The following is a 20,910-nucleotide window of genomic DNA, read 5'->3' as shown; positions in this document are numbered from 1 at the left end:
AGCTTCACGATCGGCGCGGACAGTGGGGCCGCGCCCCTACCTGAGCGGGTTGCGGCCGGTGAACGCGACCAACTGCTCGAGGGCCCCCGCGTCCGCGGGCACGTCGACCGGGTCGTCGAAACCCGCGCCGCCGCGCACCTCGGGCCGGATGACTCGACGAGCCAGTTCCAGCACGTATTCCGACAGCGGCTCCGGGGCGTTGATCTCGTGGCCGACCGCGACGGCGTAATCCCATGCGTGGACCAGGAATTCGAGCGACAGGATGGCGCACGCGTCCTTGGCGGGCATCTCGCCCCTGCCGAACGGCACCGACCCGTCCAGCCCGTGACGGTGCCACGCATCGAGCGCCGGGCGCGCCGCGACGACGACCTGGCGCTCCGCCGAATCGCCTGCGTCGCGCTCGGGTATCTCGGCGCCGACCATGCCGCCCAGCGCCGCGATCGACTTCAGCAGGTGACCGGTCAGCGCCGACACGTCGAACTCCGCACACGGCGTCTGGCGGGACATGTCGTCCGCGGCGATCGGGTGCAGGACGCGCTGCAACACGCCCAGCGTGTCTTCGGCGCTATGCAACTCGTCGGTCGGCCGGGAATGAGGTCCGGGTCGCAAATCGGGAGACATAGGCGCCACGCTACGTTCTCGATATGGGCGACACATACGAATCCGTCACCGTCGACGTCAAGGACCAGATCGCGCAGGTCACGCTGATCGGACCGGGCAAGGGCAACGCGATGGGACCCGCGTTCTGGGCCGAGATGCCGGACGTCTTCGCCGAGTTGGACGCCGACCGCGACGTGCGCGCCATCGTCATCACGGGGTCGGGCAAGAACTTCAGCTACGGCCTTGACCTGCCGGCCATGGGCGGGACGCTGGCGCCGACGATGGCCGACGGCGCGCTGGCCGGCCCGCGCCTGAAATTCCACGCCGAACTCAAACGCATGCAGAACGCGATCAGCGCGGTCGCCGACTGCCGCACGCCCACCATCGCCGCGGTGCACGGCTGGTGCATCGGCGGCGGCGTCGACCTGATCTCCGCCGTCGACATCCGCTACGCCAGCGCCGACGCGAAGTTCTCCGTCCGCGAGGTCAGGCTGGCCATCGTGGCCGACGTCGGCAGCCTCGCCCGGCTGCCGCTGATCCTCAACGACGGGCACCTGCGCGAACTCGCGCTGACGGGCAGGGACATCGACGCCGCCCGCGCCGAGAAGATCGGTCTGGTCAACGACGTCTACGCCGACGCCGAGGCCACGCTGGCCGCCGCCCACGCCACCGCGGCCGAGATCGCCGCCAACTCGCCCCTGGCGGTGCACGGCGTCAAGGACGTCCTCGACCAGCAGCGCATCGCGGCGGTCTCCGAGAGCCTGCGCTACGTCGCGGCCTGGAACTCGGCGTTCCTGCCGTCCAAGGACCTCACCGAGGGGATCACCGCGACCTTCGCCAAGCGGCCGCCGCAGTTCACCGGCGAGTAGGCCGGTGGCGGCACGTACCCTCGCTGGGGTGGTGAATATGACACGCGCCGCGACGATGCAGAGCGAAGCGATGAGGAGGAGCGGCGCTCAATGACTCCAGACGGGAGAATCCGCGTCCCCGCCGACCTGGCCGCCGTGACCGCGATCGGCGACGAGGACCACTCGGAGGTCGGCAGCGCCGCCGTCGACCGCATCTGGCGGGCCGCCGAGCACTGGTACCAGGCGGGCTTCCATCCGGCGATCCAGCTCTGCCTGCGGCGCAACGGCCGCGTCGTGCTCAACCGGGCGATCGGCCACGGCTGGGGCAACGCCCCGACCGACCCACCGGACGCCGAGCAGGTCCTGGTCACCACGGACACGCCCTACTGCGTGTACTCGGCGTCCAAGGGAACCACCGCGACGGTCGTGCACATGCTCGTCGAGCGCGGCGTCTTCGCGCTGGACGACCGCGTCTGCGAATACATCCCGACGTTCACCAGTCACGGCAAGGACCGGATCACGATCCGGCACGTGCTGACCCACAGCGCCGGGCTGCCCTTCCCCACCGGGCCCAAACCGGACCTCAACCGCGCCGACGACCACGAGTACGCCCAGCAAAAGCTCGGCGAGCTGCGGCCGCTGTATCGCCCGGGTCTGATGCACATCTACCACGCGCTGACCTGGGGACCGCTGATGCGCGAGATCGTCTACGCGGCCACCGGCAAGGAGATTCGCGAGATCCTCGCCGCGGAGATCCTCGACCCGCTGGGCTTCCGGTGGACGAACTTCGGCGTGGCCAAAGAAGACGTCCCGCTCGTCGCCCCGAGCCATCCCACCGGCTTGCCGTTGCCGCCGCTGATCGCGCAGATCTTCCGCAAGGCGATCGGCGGAACCGTGCACGAGATCATCCCGTACACCAACACGGCCAAGTTCCTCACCACGATCGTCCCGTCATCGAACACCGTGTCGACCGCCAACGAACTGTCGCGGTTCGCCGAAATCTGGCGCCGCGGCGGCGAACTCGACGGCGTGCGGGTGTTGAGGCCCGAGACGATGCGCGCCGCGGTGGCCCAATCCCGGCAATTGCGGCCGGATTTCGCGGTCGGACTGATGCCGGCCCGCTGGGGCACCGGGTACATGCTGGGCACAAACCGGTGGGGACCGTTCGGGCGCAACGCCCCCGACGCGTTCGGCAACCTCGGCCTGGCCAACATCGCCATCTGGGCCGACCCGCCGCGCGGGCTGGCCGCCGGGCTGATCAGCAGCGGCAAGCCCGGTCGCGATCCGGAGTTGAAGCGCTACACCGCCCTGATGGACACGATCGCCGCCGAGATTCCGACCGGTTGAGGCCGCCCGGGGCCGGGAACACTGCGGGCATGGCTACATACCGAGTGCTCAACCCGCAGGGCGACGTGGTCGCCACCAAGGACATCGCAAGCGCCGACAAGGCACACGCCTGGTTCGCCGACGAGGCGGTCGAGGGCAACGAGCTCGGCTGGCGCATGGAGGTCGAGGAAGACGGCGAGTGGCACTTCTTCGACGACAGCGAAGGCGACCGCAGCTACTAGGGAACCAAGAGGGTTTGTGCCCGGGTTCGTCGGGCAACCATCAAGACATGGATTCTGAACGCTTCCGCAAGATGCTGGGCGCACCGGGCCCGTTCGCTTCGGTCTACTTCGACGACTCCCACGACACCCACGACGCCGAGACGCAGCTGGAACTCAAGCTGCGCTCGATCACCGAGGGCCTGGAAAACCAGGGCGCCGAACAAGCGGTGATCGACGCGGTCGCGGACGCGGTGACCGGCCTGCGCCCGCCGATCGGGCGAAGCGGGCGCGCGGTGATCGCCGGCGCGGGTGGTGTGCTGATCAACGAACATCTGGCGCGCCCGTCGGCCACCATGGTCGTCCGCGTGTCCGAATTGCCTTACCTGGTACCGATTCTCGAGCTGAGCTTTGACCACCCCGATTACGTCCTGGTCGTCGTCGACCACAGCGGCGGCGACATCACCACCCACATCGGCGGCACGCTGCGCGCGGAAACGGTCGACGGCGGCTATCGCACCGTCGCCGACCGGGTCAGCCAGCTCGTCGACGACAAGTCCATCGAGGTGATCTTCGTGGTGGGCGAGGTGCGCTCGCGCTCGGACATGCTCGCCGCGCTGCCCGAGAGGTTGCGCGACCGCGCGGTGGCGCTCGAGGTGGGCGCGCGGCACAGCGGACACGACCTCGGCGAGATCGAGCGCGGCATCGAGGAGGAGTTCGTCAAGCGCCAGTTGCGCACCATAGACGACGCCGCGCAGCGCTTCGCCGCCGAGATCGGCCGGCGGTCCGGCCTGGCGGCCGAGGGACTGGGCGCGGTCTGCTCGGCGTTGCGCCAGGGCGCGGTGGAGACGCTGATCATCGGCGATATCGGCGACGCGACGGTGGTGACCGACGAGGGCATGACGACGGTGGCGCCCGACGCGAACGTGTTGTCCGAGCAGGGCGCCGCTCCGGACAAGACGCTGCGGGCCGACGAGGCGCTGCCGATGTTCGCCATTTCCGTCGGCGCGGCCCTGGTGCGCACCGACGAGCGGATCGCCCCCGCCGACGGAATCGGGGGCGGTGCTGCGCTACGCGCCCACGCTGCACGACACGGCGGGCTGAACTCGGCGGTGGCGGAGGGATTTGAACCCCCGGACGGTGTTAGCCGTCTCTCGCTTTCAAGGCGAGTGCATTAGGCCGCTCTGCCACGCCACCGCTGCTAAGGGTAGCGGCGGTCGGTAGCGTTGCCGCCATGCGCGCCATCGTCGCCGAATCGTCTGACCAACTGTCCTGGCGGGAAGCGCCCGACGCCTCGGCCGGGGCGGGCGAGGTCCTCATCAAGGTCGCCGCGGCCGGCGTCAACCGCGCCGACATCCTGCAGGCCGCCGGCAAGTACCCGCCCCCGCCCGGAGCGAGCGACATCATCGGCATGGAGGTATCCGGCGAGGTCGTCGACTCCGGGGCCGGTGTCACGGATTGGGCTGCGGGACAGCGGGTTTGCGCCCTGCTCGCCGGCGGCGGATACGCCGAGTACGTCGCCGCCCCCGCCGGTCAGGTGATGCCGATCCCCGACGGTGTCGACCTGATCGACGCCGCGGGGCTGCCGGAAGTCGCGTGCACGGTGTGGTCGAACCTGGTGATGACCGCCCACCTCGGCAAGGGCCAGGTGCTGCTGGTGCACGGCGGGGCCAGCGGCATCGGGAGCCACGCCATCCAGGTCGCGCGGGCACTGGGCGCCAGGGTCGCCGTCACCGCCGGATCCGCGGAGAAGCTGCAGTTCTGTCGCGAACTGGGCGCCGAGATCACCGTCAACTACCGCGACGAGGACTTCGTGGCCCGGCTGCGCGACGAGGGCGGCGCGGACGTGATCCTCGACATCATGGGTGCGGCGTATCTGGACCGCAACATCGACGCCCTGGCCACCGACGGGCAGCTCGTGGTCATCGGCATGCAGGGCGGGGTGACGGCCGAGCTGAACCTCGGCAAGCTGCTCGCCAAGCGGGCGCGGGTCATCGGCACCACGCTGCGGGCCCGGCCGGTGAGCGGGCCGAACAGCAAGACCGAGATCGTGCAGGCGGTGACGGCCGCGGTGTGGCCGATGATCGCCGAGGGGCGGGTGCGGCCGATCATCGGCGCGCGGGTGCCCATCGAGCGGGCCGGCGAGGCGCACCGGCAGCTGGTGGCGGGCGAGGTGACCGGAAAGATCGTGCTGACCGTTGAGCGGTCCGGCTAGCCCAGCGACGCCAGCGCGCGCACAAGTTGGTCGACTTCGGCCGTCGTCGAGTAGTGCGACAACCCGACCGTGACCGCGCCGCCAATGTCGTTGACTCCCAACACCTCCAGCGCACGGGAGCTCTCGTTCGACACCGCCAGGATTCCGTTGTCGGCCAGGCGTTGCACGACCCGCTCGGCGGGCACGTCGTGCAGAGCGAAACTCACCACCGGGATGCGCACCTCCGGGCGCCCGATCACCATCACCAACGGCAACGACCGCAGCGACACCATCAAGTAGTCGAAGACCCGGGTCAGGTAGGCCGCCGCCGACTGCATCGACACCGACAGGCGTTCGCGCCGGCTGCCGCGGGCCGACTCATCAAGGGCCGCAAGGTATTCGATGCTGGCGACCACGCCGGCCAGCAGGCCGAACTGGTGCGCGCCCAACTCGAGCCGCGCCGGTCCGGTCGCGTGCGGATCCGTCGAGATCGAGCCGAACGAGTTCAGTAGCGCAGGGTCGCGGAAGACGACGGCGCCCACCGGCGGCCCACCCCACGCCTGAGCATTCACCGCGACGATGTCGGCGTCGGTCTCCTTGACGTCGAGCAAACGGTAGGGCGCGGCCGCCGAATGGTCGACGACGACCAGCCCACCCACGTCGTGCACGAGTTTGGTCATCGCCCGCAGGTCGGTCACCGTGCCCAGCGTGGCCGACGCGGACGCCACCGCGACCAGCCTGGTCGACTTGCTGATCAGGCTCTCCCACTGCCAGGTCGGCAGCTCACCGGTCTCGATGTCGACCTCGGCCCATTTCACCTTGGCCCCGTAGCGGTGCGCGGCACGCAGCCACGGCGCGATGTTGGCCTCGTCGTCGAGGCGGCTGACCACCACCTCATAGCCCAGACCCGCCCGCGAGGACGACGCCTCGGCCAGCGAGGCCAGCAGGACCGCCCGGTCGGCCCCCAGGACCACGCCCGCCGGCTCGGCGTTGAACAGGTCGGCCACCGCCGCGCGGGCCGCCTCCAGCACCGCGGCGCTGCGCTGCGCCGACGGGTGTGCACCCACCGCCCGGGGAGCCGATCGGCGGAAGGCGGTGGACACCGTCGTCGCCACCGAATCGGGAATCAGCATGCCCGCCGGCGCGTCGAAGTGCACCCACCCGTCACCCAGCGACGGATGGAGTCCGCGCACCCGGGCGACGTCGTAAGCCATGCCAGCCACCTTAGAGCTTCCGCAATTTGCGCGAAATTTGTGACGGTAGCGGGTGCCGTTGAGGCTCGACCTGATGCGGCCTGCCGGGACAGGTCACCCGGCCAGCCATACTAGTCGAGTGGGTCTCTGGTTCGGAACGCTGATCGCCCTGTTCCTACTGATCACACCCGGGACGATCGTCGCACGAATCAGCCAGCTAACGTGGCCGGTGGCCGTGGCAGTTGGCCCGGCGCTCACCTACGGCGTCGTGGCGCTGGCGATCATCCCCTACGGCGCCACCGGAATCCCTTGGAACGGTTGGACTGCGCTGGCCGCGCTGGTCGCGGTGTGCTTGCTCATGACGGGTTTGCAGCTGGTGCTCGCCCGCTACCGCGACCCCGAGGGCGAGGCCCGCGGAATTCGTGTCGGTCCGGCGCTCACGGTGGCGGTCGGGGTGCTGCTGGGGGCGCTGCTGATCATGTGGGCCGCCTATCGCGGCCTCGTCCACTGGGAGTCCATCCCGAGCACCTGGGACGCGGTGTGGCACGCCAACGAGGTGCGCTTCATCCTGGACACCGGTCAGGCGTCGTCCACACACATGGGCGAGCTGCGCAACGTCGAAACACACCAGGCGCTGTATTACCCGTCGGTCTTCCACGCCCTGACGGCGGTGTTTTGTCAGCTCACCGGTGCTGCACCCACCACCGGCTACACGCTGTCGTCGGTGGCGGCGTCGGTGTGGCTGTTTCCGTCCAGCGCGGCGATGCTCACCTGGCATCTGGTGCGTCCGCTCGCCTGCCAGTGGCGCGCCGCGGCCGTCACCGCCACCGCCGCGGCGCTGTCGGCGTCCTTCACGTCGGTGCCGTATGTGGAGTTCGGGGTCGCCGCGATGCCGAACCTGGCGGCCTACGGGGTCGCGGTGCCGACGTTCCTGCTGATCGTCTCGACGCTGCGGCACCGCGACCGGATCCCGCTGGCCGTGCTGGCCCTGGTCGGCGTGCTGTCGGTGCACCTGACCGGCGGATTCATCGTCATCCTGTTCCTGCTGGCGTGGTGGCTGCTGGACGCGCTGTGGCATCCGGTGCGCGGCCGGGGCGCCGATGTGCTGACCCTGGCGGCCGTGATCGTGCCGACGATGCTGGTGCTGGCGCCGCAATTCCTGGGGGTGCTCAGGCAGGCCGACATCATCGCCGGGCACGCGTTCCCCAGCTTCAAGAGCGTCAAGCAGGGCGTCATCGATGCGTTGCTCCTGCACACCCGCCACCTCAACGACTTCCCCATCCAATACGGCCTGGTGGTGCTGTCCTACGCCGGCATGGCGATCCTGCTGTACAAGCGGGTGTGGTGGCCGCCCGCGGTCTGGCTCGTCCTGACCGTGGCGACCATTTACTCCGGCGCGCCGTTCCGCAACCCGGCCGGCCGCGCGATCGAGGAGTTCAGCCAGTTCTTCTACAACGACCCGCGGCGGCTGACGGCCGTGGTGACGATGCTGTTGACGCCGATGGCGGGGATCGCGCTGTTCGCCCTGATCGCGCTCGTGGTGGCCGGCGCCAAGCGGGTCACCGACCGCGTCAAGCCCTCCCCCGCCCCGGTGTGGACCGCGGCCACGGCGCTGCTGCTGCTGATAACCACCGTGCTCACCGCCCGGCACTACCTCTACCGGCACCTGGTCCTGTTCGGCGACAAGTACGACTCGGTCATTATCGACCAGCGTGACCTCATGGCCATGGCCTACCTGGCCAAGCTCCCCGGCGCCCGCGACACGGTGATCGGCGATTCGAACATCGACGGCACCGCCTGGATGTACGCGGTGGCCGACCTGCATCCGCTGTGGACCCACTACGACTACCCGCAGCAGACCGGCCCGGGCTATTACCGCTACATCTTCTGGACCTCCGCCCGCAAGGGCGAGTCCGACCCGAAGGTGGTCGAGGCGATCAAGGCACTCAACATCCGGTACATCTTGACCAGTACGCCCAACGTCCGCGGGTTCGCCACACCCGAAGGACTAGTGTCACTGGATAAGTCTTCGTCGTGGTCGCTGATCTATGACAACGGCGGGGCCCGAATCTACGAGTGGCGCGGAAACGCCGCGGCGCCACACCCTTAGAACGGATGGATGGTCGCTGAAAAGATGGTCGCCAGGAAGATGGTGAAGCGTTGAGCACCGGCAACGACGGCTTGGATGACGACGGCATCGAGGTCCTCGGCGGCGTCGATCCGCGGGTGCGCGGGGCGCACGACGACGACGATTCGGACGAAGGCTCCATCACCGACCTGGTGGAGCAGCCGGCAAAGGTCATGCGGATCGGCACCATGATCAAGCAACTCCTCGAGGAAGTCCGGGCCGCACCGCTGGACGAGGCGAGCCGCAACCGGCTGCGCGACATCCACGCCACCAGCATCCGCGAGCTCGAGGACGGCCTGGCGCCCGAACTGCGCGAGGAACTCGACCGGCTCACCCTGCCGTTCAACGAGGACGTGGCCCCGTCGGACGCCGAGCTGCGCGTCGCCCAGGCGCAGCTGGTCGGCTGGCTCGAAGGGCTGTTCCACGGGATCCAGACCGCCCTGTTCGCCCAGCAGATGGCCGCGCGCGCACAGCTGGAGCAGATGCGCCAGGGCGCGCTTCCGCCGGGCATGGGCAAGGCGGGCCAGGGCGCCCACGGGCATGGGCAGTACCTGTAGGCAGACGTAAGTAGCCAGTGGTGTCGGGTCCGCACATCGAGACACGTGACGCGTGGGTGGAATTCCCCATCTTCGACGCCAAGTCACGCTCGTTGAAGAAGGCGTTCCTGGGCAAGGCGGGCGGCACGATCGGCCGCAACAATTCCAACGTGGTCGTCGTCGAGGCCTTGCGCGACATCACGATGTCGCTCGAGCTCGGCGACCGCGTCGGCCTGGTCGGGCATAACGGCGCCGGCAAATCGACTCTGCTGCGGCTACTTTCGGGCATCTACGAACCCACGCGGGGATGGGCGCAGGTGACGGGCCGGGTCGCGCCGGTCTTCGACCTCGGGGTAGGCATGGACCCCGAGATCTCCGGCTACGAGAACATCATCATCCGCGGCCTGTTCCTCGGGCAGACCCGCAAGCAGATGCTGGCCAAGGTCGACGAGATCGCCGAGTTCACCGAGCTCGGCGACTACCTGTCGATGCCGCTGCGCACCTACTCCACCGGGATGCGGGTGCGGCTGGCGATGGGGGTGGTCACCAGCATCGACCCGGAGATCCTGCTGCTCGACGAGGGCATCGGCGCGGTGGACGCCGACTTCCTCAAGAAGGCGCAGTCCCGGCTGCAGAGCCTGGTGGAACGCTCCGGAATCCTGGTATTCGCAAGCCATTCCAACGAATTCCTGGCCCGGTTGTGCAGGACCGCGATGTGGATCGACCACGGGGTCATCCGCATGTCCGGCGGCATCGAGGACGTGGTGCGCGCCTACGAGGGCGAGGACGCGGCCCGGCACGTGCGCGAGGTGCTGGCCGAAACCCGGGGCGGGACGCGCACAGAGCGGCCGCTGGCGCAAAGAGCGCTCACGGATGACTGACACCGTCGTCGCCGTCGTCGTCACCCACCGCCGGCCCGACGAGCTGACCAAGTCGCTGGACGCGCTGAGCGCCCAGACCCGGTCCCCCGACCACCTGATCGTCGTCGACAACGACGGCTCCGCCCACGACCACCGCGTCCGCGACCTGGTCGCCGGCCAGCCGATCCCCACCACCTACCTGCCGTCGCTCCGAAACCTCGGCGGCGCAGGCGGATTCGCGCTCGGCATGCTGCACGCGCTGGCGCTGGGAGCCGACTGGGTCTGGCTGGCCGACGACGACGGACGCCCGGCGGACTCCGACGTGCTGGCCACGCTGCTGGCCTGCGCGCAACGGTACGGCCTGGCCGAGGTGTCGCCGATGGTGTGCAATATGGATGACCCGCAGCGACTGGCGTTCCCGTTGCGGCGCGGACTGGTATGGCGAAGGCGGGCAAGCGAATTGCGCACCGAGCCGGAACAGCAGCTGTTGCGCGGCATAGCCTCGCTGTTCAACGGCGCGTTGTTCCGCGCGGCGACGCTGGAATCCATCGGCGTGCCGGACCTGCGGTTGTTCATCCGCGGCGACGAGGTCGAGATGCACCGGCGGCTGGTGCGCTCCGGCCTGCCGTTCGGAACCTGCCTGCAGACCGCCTACCTGCATCCCTGCGGGTCCGACGAGTTCCGGCCGATCCTGGGCGGCCGGATGCACACCCAGTATCCCGACGACCCGGCCAAGCGCTTCTACACCTACCGCAACCGCGGCTACCTCCTGTCGCAGCCGGGACTGCGCAAACTGCTTGCCCAGGAATGGATTAGGTTCGGCTGGTTCTTCCTGGTGACCCGCCGCGACCCGCGGGGTCTGCGGGAATGGTTCCGGTTGCGCCGCCTGGGCCGGCGCGAACGCTTCGGCCGGCCGGACGCGGGAGGAGGCTCATGACGTTCATCGACGCGGCGGCCCAATCGAGGACGCTGTCGCGCGCCCGGGGAGACCTGGTCGCCGGCTTCCGGCGTCACGAGCTGTGGCTGCACCTGGGCTGGCAGGACATCAAGCAGCGCTACCGCCGCTCGGTGCTGGGACCGTTCTGGATCACCATCGCGACCGGAACCACCGCGGTCGCCATGGGCGGCTTGTATTCCAAGCTGTTTCACCTGGAACTGTCGTCACACCTGCCGTACGTGACGCTCGGGCTGATCATCTGGAACCTGATCAACGCCTCCATCCTGGAGGGCGCCGACGTGTTCGTCGCCAACGAGGGACTGATCAAGCAGCTGCCGACGCCGCTGAGCGTGCACGTGTACCGGCTGGTGTGGCGGCAGATGATTCTGTTCGCGCACAACATCGTCATCTACGCCGTCGTCGCCGTGATCTACCCCAAGCCGTGGTCGTGGGCCGACCTGTCGGTGGTGCCGGCGCTCGGGCTCATCGTGCTCAATTGCATATGGGTATCACTGTGTTTCGGCATCCTGGCGACCCGTTACCGCGACATCGGTCCCTTGTTGTTCTCGGTGGTGCAGTTGCTGTTCTTCATGACGCCGATCATCTGGAACGACGACACGCTGCGCCAGCAGGGCGCGGGCCGCTGGTCGAACATCGTGGAACTCAACCCGCTGCTGCACTACCTCGACATCGTCCGCGCCCCGCTGCTGGGCGCCCACCAGGAGATGCGGCACTGGGTGGTGGTCGTGGTGCTGACCGCCGTCGGCTGGGTGCTGGCGGCCTTCGCGATGCGGCAGTACCGCGCGCGGGTCCCCTACTGGGTCTAACCCCTTTTGGGGGCGGTCGAGCGTCGAGTTGTTGCGGCGAAACGCCGCGATTTCGCCCAACAACTCGACGGTCGGCTGGCCGCAGGCGACCTTCCTGCGCGAGGACGCCGACCTGGCGACGCGCTACGGGCATCTGACCGCCCGGCAGGCGGCGCGGGTGGCGGCCGAGTGCGGGGTGCGGCGACTGGTGCCGACCCACTTTTCCCCGCGCTAACCGGACGGTCGGCGGTTTTTCGACGAGGCGGCCGAGGCCTTCGACGGAGACATCGTCGTCGCCGAGGACTTGGCCCGGATACCGGTCCCGCCGCGGGGGTGATCGCGGGGCACCGCGCGCCGGCCGAGCTCACCGGATCTGCCCGGGACCTGATGGTGGCGGCCGCGTCGCCGTGGTGCGACACTGAATCGCCACTCCTCGGATACGCGGGATTAATCCGGCGCCAAGAGGGCATCAGGCACGAAACAACCTGGGCGAAAGGTCGACTACGTGAGCAAGAAAGCCCAATCGGCGGCGGACGCGGCGCGGGAGAATCTCGCCGCGGAGCTCGAGCGGCTCAGGCAGCGACGTGATCGCCTCGAGGTCGAGGTCAAGAACGACCGCGGGATGGTCGGTGATCACGGGGACGCGGCCGAGGCCATCCAGCGCGCCGACGAACTGGCCGTCCTGGCCGACCGGATCAACGAGCTCGACCACCGGTTGCGCGAGGGGCCGTCCGCCGACGAGTCGTCGGGGCTGCCCGGCGGGACCGAGGTGACCCTGCGGTTTCCCGACGGGGAGGTCGTCACCATGCAGGTGATCTCGATCGTCGAGGAGACCCCCATCGGGCGCGAAGGCGAGACCCTGACCGCCCGCAGCCCCCTGGGCCAGGCTCTGGCCGGCCGCAAGCCCGGTGACACGGTGACCTACTCGACGCCGCAGGGCGAGAACCAGGTCGAGTTGCTGGCGGTCAAGCGGCCCCGCTAGCTGGGCCGCGGCGTCCACCGGTCCGGTTAGACTCCCGCTGATGGTCGCCCCGCCGCCCGAGTCCGCGCCGCCGAGCCAGGTTTCGGGCCCCCTGAGCCTGAAGACGCAGGTCACCCGTTTCGTCGTCACCGGCGGTCTGGCCGCCGTCGTGGATTTCGGCCTCTACGTGGTGCTCTACAAGGCGGCCCATGTGCAGGTCGACCTGTCGAAGGCCATCAGCTTCGTCGTCGGCACCGTGACCGCCTACCTGATCAACCGGCGCTGGACGTTCCAGGCGGCCCCCAGCACCGCCCGGTTCGTCGCGGTCATGGTCCTGTACGCCATCACGTTCGCCGTGCAGGTCGGGCTCAACCACGCCTGCCTGGCGCTATTGCACTACCGCGGGTGGGCGATACCCGTAGCGTTCGTGATCGCCCAGGGCACCGCGACGGTGATCAACTTCGTTGTGCAGCGAGCCGTGATCTTCCGCATGCGCTGAGGCCGGGGGCGGAGGCGGTAGCCTCTTTGACGATGTTGAGCACCGACCTGCCGACCACCACCACCCGGCTGACGGGCTTCGGCCGCACCGCGCCGTCGGTGGCCGAGGTGCTCTCGACCCGCGATCCCGAGGCGATCGCGAAGGCCGTCGCCCGGGTGGCCGAGTCCGGCGGTCCACACGGCCGGGGCGTCATCGCGCGCGGGCTGGGCCGGTCCTACGGCGACAACGCCCAAAACGGCGGCGGCCTGGTGATCGACATGACGGGGCTCAACCGCATCCATTCGATCAGCGCCGACACCCGGCTGGTCGACGTCGACGCCGGCGTCAGCCTGGACCAGCTGATGAAGGCGGCGCTGCCGTTCGGGCTGTGGGTTCCGGTGCTGCCGGGCACCCGCCAGGTCACCGTCGGCGGCGCGATCGCCTGCGACATCCACGGCAAGAACCATCACAGCGCGGGCAGCTTCGGCAACCACGTGCGGTCGATGGACCTGCTCATGGCCGACGGCACCGCGCGCACGCTCACCCCCGAGGGTGAGTACGCCGAGCTGTTCTGGGCGACCGTCGGGGGCAACGGCCTGACGGGCATCGTCGTGCGCGCCACCATCGAGATGACGCCGACGGAGACCGCGTACTTCATCGCCGACGGCGACGTGACCGCCGGCCTCGACGAAACGATCGCCTTTCACAGCGACGGCAGCGAAGCCAACTACACCTACTCCAGCGCATGGTTCGACGCCATCAGCCCACCACCCAGGCTGGGACGCGCGGCGATATCGCGCGGCTCACTGGCGCGGCTCGACCAACTGCCCAAAAAGCTGCAACGAAACCCGTTGAAGTTCGATGCGCCGCAACTGCTTACGTTCCCCGACATTTTCCCGAACGGCCTGGCCAACAAGTACACGTTCATGCCGATCGGCGAGTTGTGGTACCGCAAGTCCGGCACCTACCGCGGCAAGATCCAGAACTTGACGCAGTTCTACCACCCGCTGGACATGTTCGGGGAATGGAACCGGGCCTACGGCCAGGCGGGATTCGGCCAATACCAGTTCGTCGTGCCCACCACCGCCGTCGAGGAGTTCAAGGGCATCATCCGCGATATCCAACGGTCCGGGCATTACTCATTTCTCAACGTATTCAAGCTTTTCGGGCCCGGCAATCGCGCCCCGCTAAGCTTCCCGATCCCCGGCTGGAACGTATGCGTGGACTTCCCCATCAAGCCGGGGCTCAACGAGTTCCTCAACGAACTCGACCGCCGCGTGCTCGAATTCGGCGGCCGGGTCTACACGGCCAAGGACTCGCGGGTGAGTGCCGACACCTTCCATGCCATGTACCCCCGCATCGACGAATGGATCGCGGTGCGCCGCAAGGCGGATCCCTCCGGGGTGTTCGCCTCGGACATGGCCCGACGTTTGGAGCTGCTGTAGATGGTGCGCCAATGGTTTTAGATGCCGTGGGAAACCCGCAAACCATCCTGCTGCTGGGCGGCACGTCGGAGATCGGCCTGGCCATCTGCGAGCGGTATCTGCAGAACGCGCACGCGCGAATTGTGCTGGCGGACCTGCCCGACCATCCCCGCAAGGCCGACGCCATCGCCGCGATGACGGCGGCGGGCGCCAAATCGGTCGACTGGGTCGATTTCGACGGCACCAAGAGCGACACCCATCCCGCGGTCATCGACCAAGCGTTCGCCGGTGGCGACGTCGACGTGGCGATCGTGGCGTTCGGCCTGCTGGGCGACGCCGAGGAGCTCTGGCAGAACCAGCGCAAGGCCGTGCAGATCGCCGAAGTCAACTACACCGCGGCGGTTTCGGTGGGAGTGCTGCTGGGGGAGAAGATGCGCGCCCAGGGCTTCGGGCAGATCATCGCGATGAGTTCGGCGGCCGGCGAGCGGGTGCGGCGCTCGAACTTCGTGTACGGATCGACCAAGGCGGGCCTGGACGGCTTCTACCTCGGCCTTTCAGAAGCGCTGCGCGAGTTCGGTGTTCGCGTCCTGGTGATCCGGCCCGGCCAGGTCCGCACGTCGACGACGATCGCGTACTGGAAAGCGACCGGCGCCAAGGAGGCGCCGCTGACCGTCGACAAGGAGTACGTCGCCGACCTCGCGGTGACCGCGGCGGCAAAGGGTAAGGAATTGGTGTGGGCGCCAGCAGCATTCCGGTACGTGATGATGGTGTTGCGACACGTCCCCCGGCCCGTCTTCCGCAGGCTGCCGATCTGACGATGCGCAACGCACTGGCCGTCCTCGGCCAGCTGGTGGTGGCGGTCACCGTGGCGGTGGTCGTGTCGGTGGTGTCGCTGACCGCCATCGCGGGCGTGCAGTGGCCCGCGTTCCCGTCGTCGAATCAACTGCACGCGCTGACCACCGTGGGGCAGGTCGGCTGCCTGGCCGGGCTGGTCGCCGTCGGCTGGGTGTGGCGGCGCGGGCGGTTCCCGCGGCTGGCGCAGCTGGGCGGGGCGGCGTTCGTCGCGGCGTTCACGGTCGTCACGCTGGGCATGCCGCTGGGGGCGACCAGGCTTTACCTGTTCGGCGTCTCCGTCGACCAGCAGTTCCGCACCGAATACCTCACCCGGCTGGCGGACAGCCCCGCGCTGCACGACATGACCTACCTCGGGCTGCCGACCTTCTACCCGCCCGGCTGGTTCTGGATCGGCGGGCGCGTCGCCGCGCTGACCGGAACGCCGGCCTGGGAGGTCTACAAGCCATGGGCCATCACCTCGATCGCCCTCGCGGCGGCGGTCGCGCTGGTCCTGTGGTCGCGGATGATCCGCTTCGAACACGCGCTGATCGTGACCACCGTCACCACGGCGGCGACGCTGGCCTACGGTTCCCCGGAGCCCTATTCGGCGATGATCACGGTGCTGCTGCCCCCGATGCTGGTCCTGACCTGGTCGGGCCTGCGGGCCGGCGACCGCCCGGCTGGCCGGGCGTCCGAGCTCGAAAGTGCGGCAAGCCGGGCACTCGGCGAAGGAGAGGACGAGCGGCCGGGACGCGGGTGGGCCGCCGTCGTCGGCGCCGGGCTGTTCCTCGGCTGGGCGGCCACCTGGTACACGCTGCTGGTGGCCTTCAGCGCGTTCACCGTGCTGCTGATGACGCTGCTGCTGGCCGGGTCGCGGTGGCGGCGCGACGGGCTCGCTCGACCCGGTGCGCCGGCTGGCCGTCATCGCCGCCATCGCGGCGGCCATCGCGTGCACCACCTGGCTGCCGTTCGCGCTGCGCGCGGCCCGCAGCCCGATCAGCAACAGCGGCAGCCCCTTTCACTACCTGCCGGCCGACGGCGCCGAACTGACCTTCCCGATGCTGCAGTTCTCGCTGCTGGGGGCGGTCTGCCTGCTGGGCGCGCTGTGGCTGGTGGTGCGCGCGCACACTTCGGTACGGGCGGGCGCCCTGGCCATCGGCGTGCTGGCGGTGTACCTGTGGTCGCTGCTGTCGATGCTGACCACGCTGGCGCGCACGACGCTGCTGTCGTTCCGGCTGCAGCCCACGCTGACCGTGCTGCTGGTCGCCGCGGGGGCGTTCGGCTTCGTGGAGGTCACCCGGGCGCTCGGTCAGCGCAGCCGCGCCGTCGCCCCGGTGGCCGCCGCGATCGGCCTTGCCGCCGCGATCGCGTTCAGCCAGGACATCCCCGACGTGCTGCGGCCCGACCTGACCATCGCCTACACCGACACCGACGGCCACGGCCAGCGCGGCGACCGGCGGCCACCGGGTTCGGAGAAGTTCTACCCGGTGATCGACGACGCGATCGTGCACACCACGGGCAGGCCGCGGGACCAGACCGTGGTGATGACCGCCGACTACAGCTTCCTGTCCTACTACCCGTATTGGGGTTTTCAGGGCCTGACCTCGCACTACGCCAACCCGCTCGCGCAGTTCGACCTCCGCGCGGCCCAGATCGAGAAGTGGTCCCGGCTCAAGACCGCCGACGAGTTGATCCACGCGCTGGACACCTGCCCCTGGCCGCCCCCCACGGTGTTCCTGATGCGCCGGGGAGCCAACAACACCTACACCCTGCGGCTGGCCGAGGACGTCTATCCCAACCAGCCCAACGTGCGGCGGTACACGGTCGATCTGCGGGCCGCCCTGTTCGCCGACCCCCGCTTCGTCGTGCACGGCGTCGGCCCGTTTGTGCTGGCCATCCGCAAGCCCGGGGCCTGACCCGGGTGAGGGCCGAGACGTCGCCTCGAACGGGGCCCGCCGCGATCGAAGAACTAGCATCTAGCTCCGTGGGCGACGCGGAGGGCAATTACCGGATCGCTCGGCTGGTTGCCGCCATCGCCGGTCTCCTCGGGGTGGCGCTGGCGATCGCGACCCCGCTGCTGCCGGTCAACCAGACCACCGCCCGGCTCGACTGGCCGCAGAACGGGAAGTTCGGCAGCGTCGAAGCCCCGCTGATCGGCTACGTGGCGACGGACCTGAACGTCTCCGTGCCCTGCCAGGCGGCCGCCGGGCTGACCGGGCCGCAGAACTCCGGCAAGACGGTGCTGCTGTCGACGGTGCCCAAGCAGGCGCCCAAGGCGGTCGACCGCGGCCTGTTGATCCAGCGCGCCAACGACGACCTGGTGCTCGTGGTCCGTAACGTGCCGGTGGTCACCGCGCCGCTGACGCAGGTGCTCGGCCCGGCCTGCCAGCGCCTGACGTTCACCGCGCACGCCGACCGGGTGACCGCCGAGTTCGTCGGGCTGACCCAGGGCCCCAACGCCGAACACCCCGGCTCCCCGCTGCGCGGCGAGAAGAGCGGCTACGACTTCCGGCCGCAGATCGTGGGCGTGTTCACCGACCTCAGCGGGCCGGCGCCCCCGGGCCTGAGCTTCTCGGCGACCGTCGACACCCGGTACAGCAGCAGCCCGACCGCGCTGAAGATGGCCGCGATGATCCTCGGGGTGGTGCTGACCGCGGTCGCGCTGGTCGCGCTGCACGTCCTCGACCGGGCCGACGGGATCCGGCACCGCCGCTTCCTGCCCCAGCGGTGGTGGTCCCTCGGCCCCCTGGACGCCCTGGTGATCGCCGTGCTGGTGTGGTGGCACTTCGTCGGCGCCAACACCTCCGACGACGGCTACATCCTGACCATGGCGCGGGTTTCGGAGCACGCCGGCTACATGGCCAACTACTACCGCTGGTTCGGCACGCCGGAGGCGCCCTTCGGCTGGTACTACGACCTGCTCGCGGTGTGGGCGCACGTCACCACCGCGAGCATCTGGATGCGCCTGCCCACCCTCGTCATGGCGCTGACGTGCTGGTGGCTGATCAGCCGCGAGGTGATCCCCCGCCTGGGCCACGCCGTCAAGAGCAGCCGGGCGGCGGCGTGGACCGCGGCGGGCATGTTCCTGGCGGTCTGGCTGCCGCTGGACAACGGCCTGCGGCCCGAGCCGATCATCGCCCTCGGCATCCTGCTGACCTGGTGTTCGGTCGAACGCGCGGTGGCCACCAGCAGGCTGCTCCCGGTGGCGATCGCCTGCATCGTCGGCGCGCTGACGCTGTTCTCCGGGCCGACGGGCATCGCCTCGATCGGCGCGCTGCTGGTCGCGATCGGGCCGCTGCGGACCATCCTGCACCGCAGGATCAAGCAGTTCGGCGCGCTGCCGCTGCTGGCGCCCATCGCCGCCGCGGCCACCGTCACGGTGATCCTCATCTTCCGCGACCAGACGCTGGCCGGCGAGTTGCAGGCGACCGCCCTCAAGCGGGCCGTCGGGCCCAGCCTGAGCTGGTTCGACGAGCACCTCCGCTACGAGCGGCTGTTCATGGCCAGCCCCGACGGCTCGGTCGCCCGCCGCTTCGCGGTCCTGGGGCTGCTGATCGCGCTCGGCATATCGGTGGCGATGTCGTTGCGCAAGGGGCGGATTCCCGGCACGGCGATCGGGCCGAGCCGCCGCATCGTCGGCATCACGATCATCTCGTTCCTGGCCATGATGTTCACCCCCACCAAGTGGACCCACCACTTCGGGGTGTTCGCCGGGCTGGCCGGGTCGCTGGGCGCGCTGGCCGCCGTCGCGGTCACGGCCCGGGCCATGCGCTCGCGCCGCAACCGCACGGTGTTCGCCGCCGTCGTGCTGTTCCTGATGGCGTTGTCGTTCGCCAGCGTGAACGGCTGGTGGTACGTCTCCAGCTTCGGCGTGCCGTGGTCGAACGCGTTCCCGCAGTGGCACTACGGATTTGCCACGATGCTGCTCGGGTTGACGGTCCTGACGCTGCTGCTGGCGGCGTGGTTCCACTTCGTCGCCACCGATAATGGGCCCCCCACCACCAGGTACGGCGCCCGGCTGGCACGAATCGTCCAGTCGCCGTTGGCGATTGCGGCGTGGCTGCTGGTGGTTTTCGAGGTGCTGTCGCTGACGCTGGCGATGATCGACCAGTACCCCGCATGGTCGGTGGGCCGGTCCAACCTGCAGGCGCTGACGGGAAAGACCTGCGGGCTGGCCGAGGACGTGCTGGTCGAGCAGGACCCCAACGCCGGCATGCTGGCCCCCGTCGCCGGGCCGGCGGGCCCTTCGGTCGCAGAAGCGCTGGGCGCCGGCCTCTCGGAAGCGTTCACGCCCAACGGGATTCCCGCCGACGTCCGCGCCGACCCGGTGATGGAACGCCCGGGCGACCGCAGCTTCGTCAACGACGACGGGCTGGTCAAGAACAGCGAGGCGGGCACCGAGGGCGGCACGAATCCCGCACCGGGGATCAACGGCTCGAGGGCCCAGCTGCCCTACAACCTGGATCCGGCCCGCACGCCGGTGCTGGGCAGCTGGCAGTCCGGCATTCAGGTGCCGGCCCGGCTGCGCTCGGGCTGGTATCGACTGCCGGCCCGCGACCAGGCCGGCCCGCTGCTGGTCGTGAGCGCCGCCGGTCGCTTCGACCCCCGCGAGGTCCAGCTGCAGTGGGCCACCGACGCCCAGGCGGCGAGCGGACACCCCGGCGGCTCGTTCCAGTTCGCCGACGTAGGGGCCTCCCCGGCCTGGCGCAACCTGCGCCTGCCGCTGAGCGCCATACCCGTCGACGCCACCCAGGTCCGGCTCGTCGCCGACGACGAAGACCTGGCGCCGCAGCACTGGATCGCCCTGACGCCGCCGCGGATCCCGCGATTGCGCACCCTGCAGGACGTGGTGGGCTCGTCGGACCCGGTGTTCCTGGACTGGCTGGTCGGGCTGGCGTTCCCCTGCCAGCGGCCGTTCGGCCACCAGAACGGCGTCTTCGAAACGCCGAAGTGGCGCATCCTGCCGGACCGGTTCGGCGCCGAGGCCAACTCACCGGTGATGGACAACAACGGCGGCGGCCCGCTGGGCGTCACCGAGCTGCTGGTGCGCGCGACCACCGTCGCCACCTATCTGAAGGACGACTGGTCCCGCGACTGGGGTGGCCTGCAGCGGTTGACGCCCTACTACCCCAACGCCCAACCCGCGCAACTGCAACTGGGCACCGCGACGCGGAGCGGCCTGTGGAGCCCGGCGCCGCTGCGCAAGACCTAGGGCGAGCACGGCGGATTGCCGTGCTGGGCCTAGGGAACCAGGGCGCGCAGCGGATGCGTCAGCGCCCACCCCGGGTGGAGAATGTCAGCGGCGTAATGACGCACCGGGTGCAAAGGCCCGGTGCGCGGAACCCACGGGTCGGCGGATGCGACGGCCGGCATCAGCGATCCGGCAAGCGACAGACCGACGGTGCCCAGCATGACACCGGCCGCGATCCTCAGCTTGGACGCCTTCTTCGGTTCTTCGTTCATCGTTCGTGTTCCCTTCTGGGTCTGGGTGTTACCGACAGCCGAATTCTGACGCCGACCGCTTGCCGGGCCCTTGTGAAATCCTTGCGAAATCCTTGCGCCACTGG

17 protein-coding genes, 1 tRNA gene and 3 pseudogenes are annotated in these 20,910 nt (G+C 69.5%); 17 read left to right on the top strand and 4 right to left on the bottom strand.

Features of this window, described 5'->3' with window-relative positions; all coding sequences use genetic code 11:
* Nucleotides 1-36: 36 nt before the first annotated feature.
* Nucleotides 37-621 carry a TIGR03086 family metal-binding protein gene (locus BN971_RS10690; protein ID WP_170322144.1) on the bottom strand — a complete coding sequence of 195 codons (585 nt, stop codon included), beginning with the start codon at nt 619-621 and terminating at the stop codon, nt 37-39.
* A gap of 23 nt (nt 622-644) precedes the next feature.
* Between BN971_RS10690 and BN971_RS10685 the strand changes: the two genes are divergently transcribed.
* The 4 genes and pseudogenes from BN971_RS10685 to BN971_RS10670 all read left to right on the top strand — a co-directional run bounded on the left by BN971_RS10685 (nt 645) and on the right by BN971_RS10670 (nt 4,096).
* Nucleotides 645-1,469, top strand: coding sequence for a crotonase/enoyl-CoA hydratase family protein (locus tag BN971_RS10685; protein WP_085183374.1), 825 nt, complete (start codon nt 645-647; stop codon nt 1,467-1,469).
* Between the two features lie 90 nt (nt 1,470-1,559).
* Nucleotides 1,560-2,795, top strand: a complete 1,236-nt coding sequence (gene lipE, locus BN971_RS10680; RefSeq protein WP_085183375.1) for a lipase LipE — start codon at nt 1,560-1,562, stop codon at nt 2,793-2,795.
* A 29-nt stretch (nt 2,796-2,824) separates the two neighbouring features.
* Nucleotides 2,825-3,016: a hypothetical protein gene (locus BN971_RS10675; protein WP_085183376.1), complete on the top strand. Its 192-nt coding sequence runs from the start codon at nt 2,825-2,827 to the stop codon at nt 3,014-3,016.
* 47 nt (nt 3,017-3,063) lie between these two features.
* Nucleotides 3,064-4,096: pseudogene (locus BN971_RS10670) on the top strand (baeRF2 domain-containing protein).
* 6 nt (nt 4,097-4,102) lie between these two features.
* On the opposite strand, the gene BN971_RS10665 reads toward BN971_RS10670, so the two are convergent.
* Nucleotides 4,103-4,189: transfer RNA gene (locus tag BN971_RS10665), tRNA-Ser, on the bottom strand.
* A gap of 37 nt (nt 4,190-4,226) precedes the next feature.
* Here BN971_RS10665 and BN971_RS10660 point away from each other — a divergent pair.
* On the top strand, nt 4,227-5,207 hold the full coding sequence (locus tag BN971_RS10660; protein WP_085183377.1) for an NAD(P)H-quinone oxidoreductase: 981 nt from the start codon (nt 4,227-4,229) through the stop codon (nt 5,205-5,207).
* Here BN971_RS10660 and BN971_RS10655 read toward each other — a convergent pair.
* The gene (locus BN971_RS10655) at nt 5,204-6,400 is read right to left on the bottom strand and encodes a cysteine desulfurase-like protein (RefSeq protein WP_085183378.1); all 1,197 of its coding nucleotides are present in this window, start codon (nt 6,398-6,400) and stop codon (nt 5,204-5,206) included. The two genes, BN971_RS10660 and BN971_RS10655, sit on opposite strands and share 4 nt — an antisense overlap.
* 118 nt (nt 6,401-6,518) lie before the next feature.
* Here BN971_RS10655 and BN971_RS10650 point away from each other — a divergent pair, with 118 nt between their 5' ends.
* From BN971_RS10650 to BN971_RS10595, 12 genes and pseudogenes are all read left to right on the top strand, one after another.
* A complete protein-coding gene (locus tag BN971_RS10650) occupies nt 6,519-8,489 on the top strand; it encodes a DUF6541 family protein (RefSeq protein ID WP_085183379.1) in 1,971 nt (656 codons plus the stop codon).
* A 50-nt stretch (nt 8,490-8,539) separates the two neighbouring features.
* A complete protein-coding gene (locus BN971_RS10645; protein WP_085183380.1) occupies nt 8,540-9,064 on the top strand; it encodes a bacterial proteasome activator family protein in 525 nt (174 codons plus the stop codon).
* A 20-nt stretch (nt 9,065-9,084) separates the two neighbouring features.
* Nucleotides 9,085-9,924, top strand: a complete 840-nt coding sequence (wzt, locus tag BN971_RS10640; protein ID WP_085183448.1) for a galactan export ABC transporter ATP-binding subunit Wzt/RfbE — start codon at nt 9,085-9,087, stop codon at nt 9,922-9,924.
* Nucleotides 9,917-10,840 (top strand): galactofuranosyltransferase GlfT1, encoded by a 924-nt coding sequence (gene glfT1 / locus BN971_RS10635; protein WP_085183381.1) that lies wholly within the window; start codon nt 9,917-9,919, stop codon nt 10,838-10,840. The genes wzt and glfT1 overlap by 8 nt, the downstream gene beginning before the upstream one ends.
* The gene (wzm, locus tag BN971_RS10630) at nt 10,837-11,667 is read left to right on the top strand and encodes a galactan export ABC transporter permease subunit Wzm/RfbD (RefSeq protein WP_085183382.1); all 831 of its coding nucleotides are present in this window, start codon (nt 10,837-10,839) and stop codon (nt 11,665-11,667) included. Before glfT1 ends, wzm begins: the two co-directional genes overlap by 4 nt.
* Nucleotides 11,668-11,749: 82 nt before the next feature.
* Nucleotides 11,750-11,983, top strand: a pseudogene (locus tag BN971_RS10625) (ribonuclease Z); the annotation flags it as partial.
* A 168-nt stretch (nt 11,984-12,151) separates the two neighbouring features.
* Entirely contained in the window at nt 12,152-12,628 is a 477-nt protein-coding gene (locus BN971_RS10620) for a GreA/GreB family elongation factor (RefSeq protein ID WP_085183384.1), read from the top strand.
* Nucleotides 12,629-12,668: 40 nt separating this feature from the next.
* Nucleotides 12,669-13,106, top strand: a complete 438-nt coding sequence (locus BN971_RS10615; RefSeq protein WP_085183385.1) for a GtrA family protein — start codon at nt 12,669-12,671, stop codon at nt 13,104-13,106.
* A gap of 32 nt (nt 13,107-13,138) precedes the next feature.
* Nucleotides 13,139-14,530, top strand: a complete 1,392-nt coding sequence (gene dprE1 / locus BN971_RS10610) for a decaprenylphosphoryl-beta-D-ribose oxidase (protein ID WP_085183386.1) — start codon at nt 13,139-13,141, stop codon at nt 14,528-14,530.
* Between the two features lie 11 nt (nt 14,531-14,541).
* The gene (gene dprE2, locus BN971_RS10605; RefSeq protein ID WP_085183387.1) at nt 14,542-15,324 is read left to right on the top strand and encodes a decaprenylphospho-beta-D-erythro-pentofuranosid-2-ulose 2-reductase; all 783 of its coding nucleotides are present in this window, start codon (nt 14,542-14,544) and stop codon (nt 15,322-15,324) included.
* Between the two features lie 2 nt (nt 15,325-15,326).
* Nucleotides 15,327-17,259 (top strand): annotated as a pseudogene (locus BN971_RS10600) (galactan 5-O-arabinofuranosyltransferase).
* Between the two features lie 44 nt (nt 17,260-17,303).
* On the top strand, nt 17,304-20,555 hold the full coding sequence (locus BN971_RS10595) for an arabinosyltransferase domain-containing protein (RefSeq protein WP_090350189.1): 3,252 nt from the start codon (nt 17,304-17,306) through the stop codon (nt 20,553-20,555).
* Nucleotides 20,556-20,584: 29 nt separating this feature from the next.
* Here BN971_RS10595 and BN971_RS10590 read toward each other — a convergent pair whose 3' ends face one another.
* Entirely contained in the window at nt 20,585-20,806 is a 222-nt protein-coding gene (locus BN971_RS10590) for a hypothetical protein (protein ID WP_085183390.1), read from the bottom strand.
* Nucleotides 20,807-20,910: the final 104 nt, after the last annotated feature.

It is taken from the genome of Mycobacterium bohemicum DSM 44277 (assembly GCF_001053185.1).
In the GTDB taxonomy this organism is placed as follows: domain Bacteria; phylum Actinomycetota; class Actinomycetes; order Mycobacteriales; family Mycobacteriaceae; genus Mycobacterium; species Mycobacterium bohemicum.
This window is presented reverse-complemented; position numbering and strand designations above follow the sequence as displayed.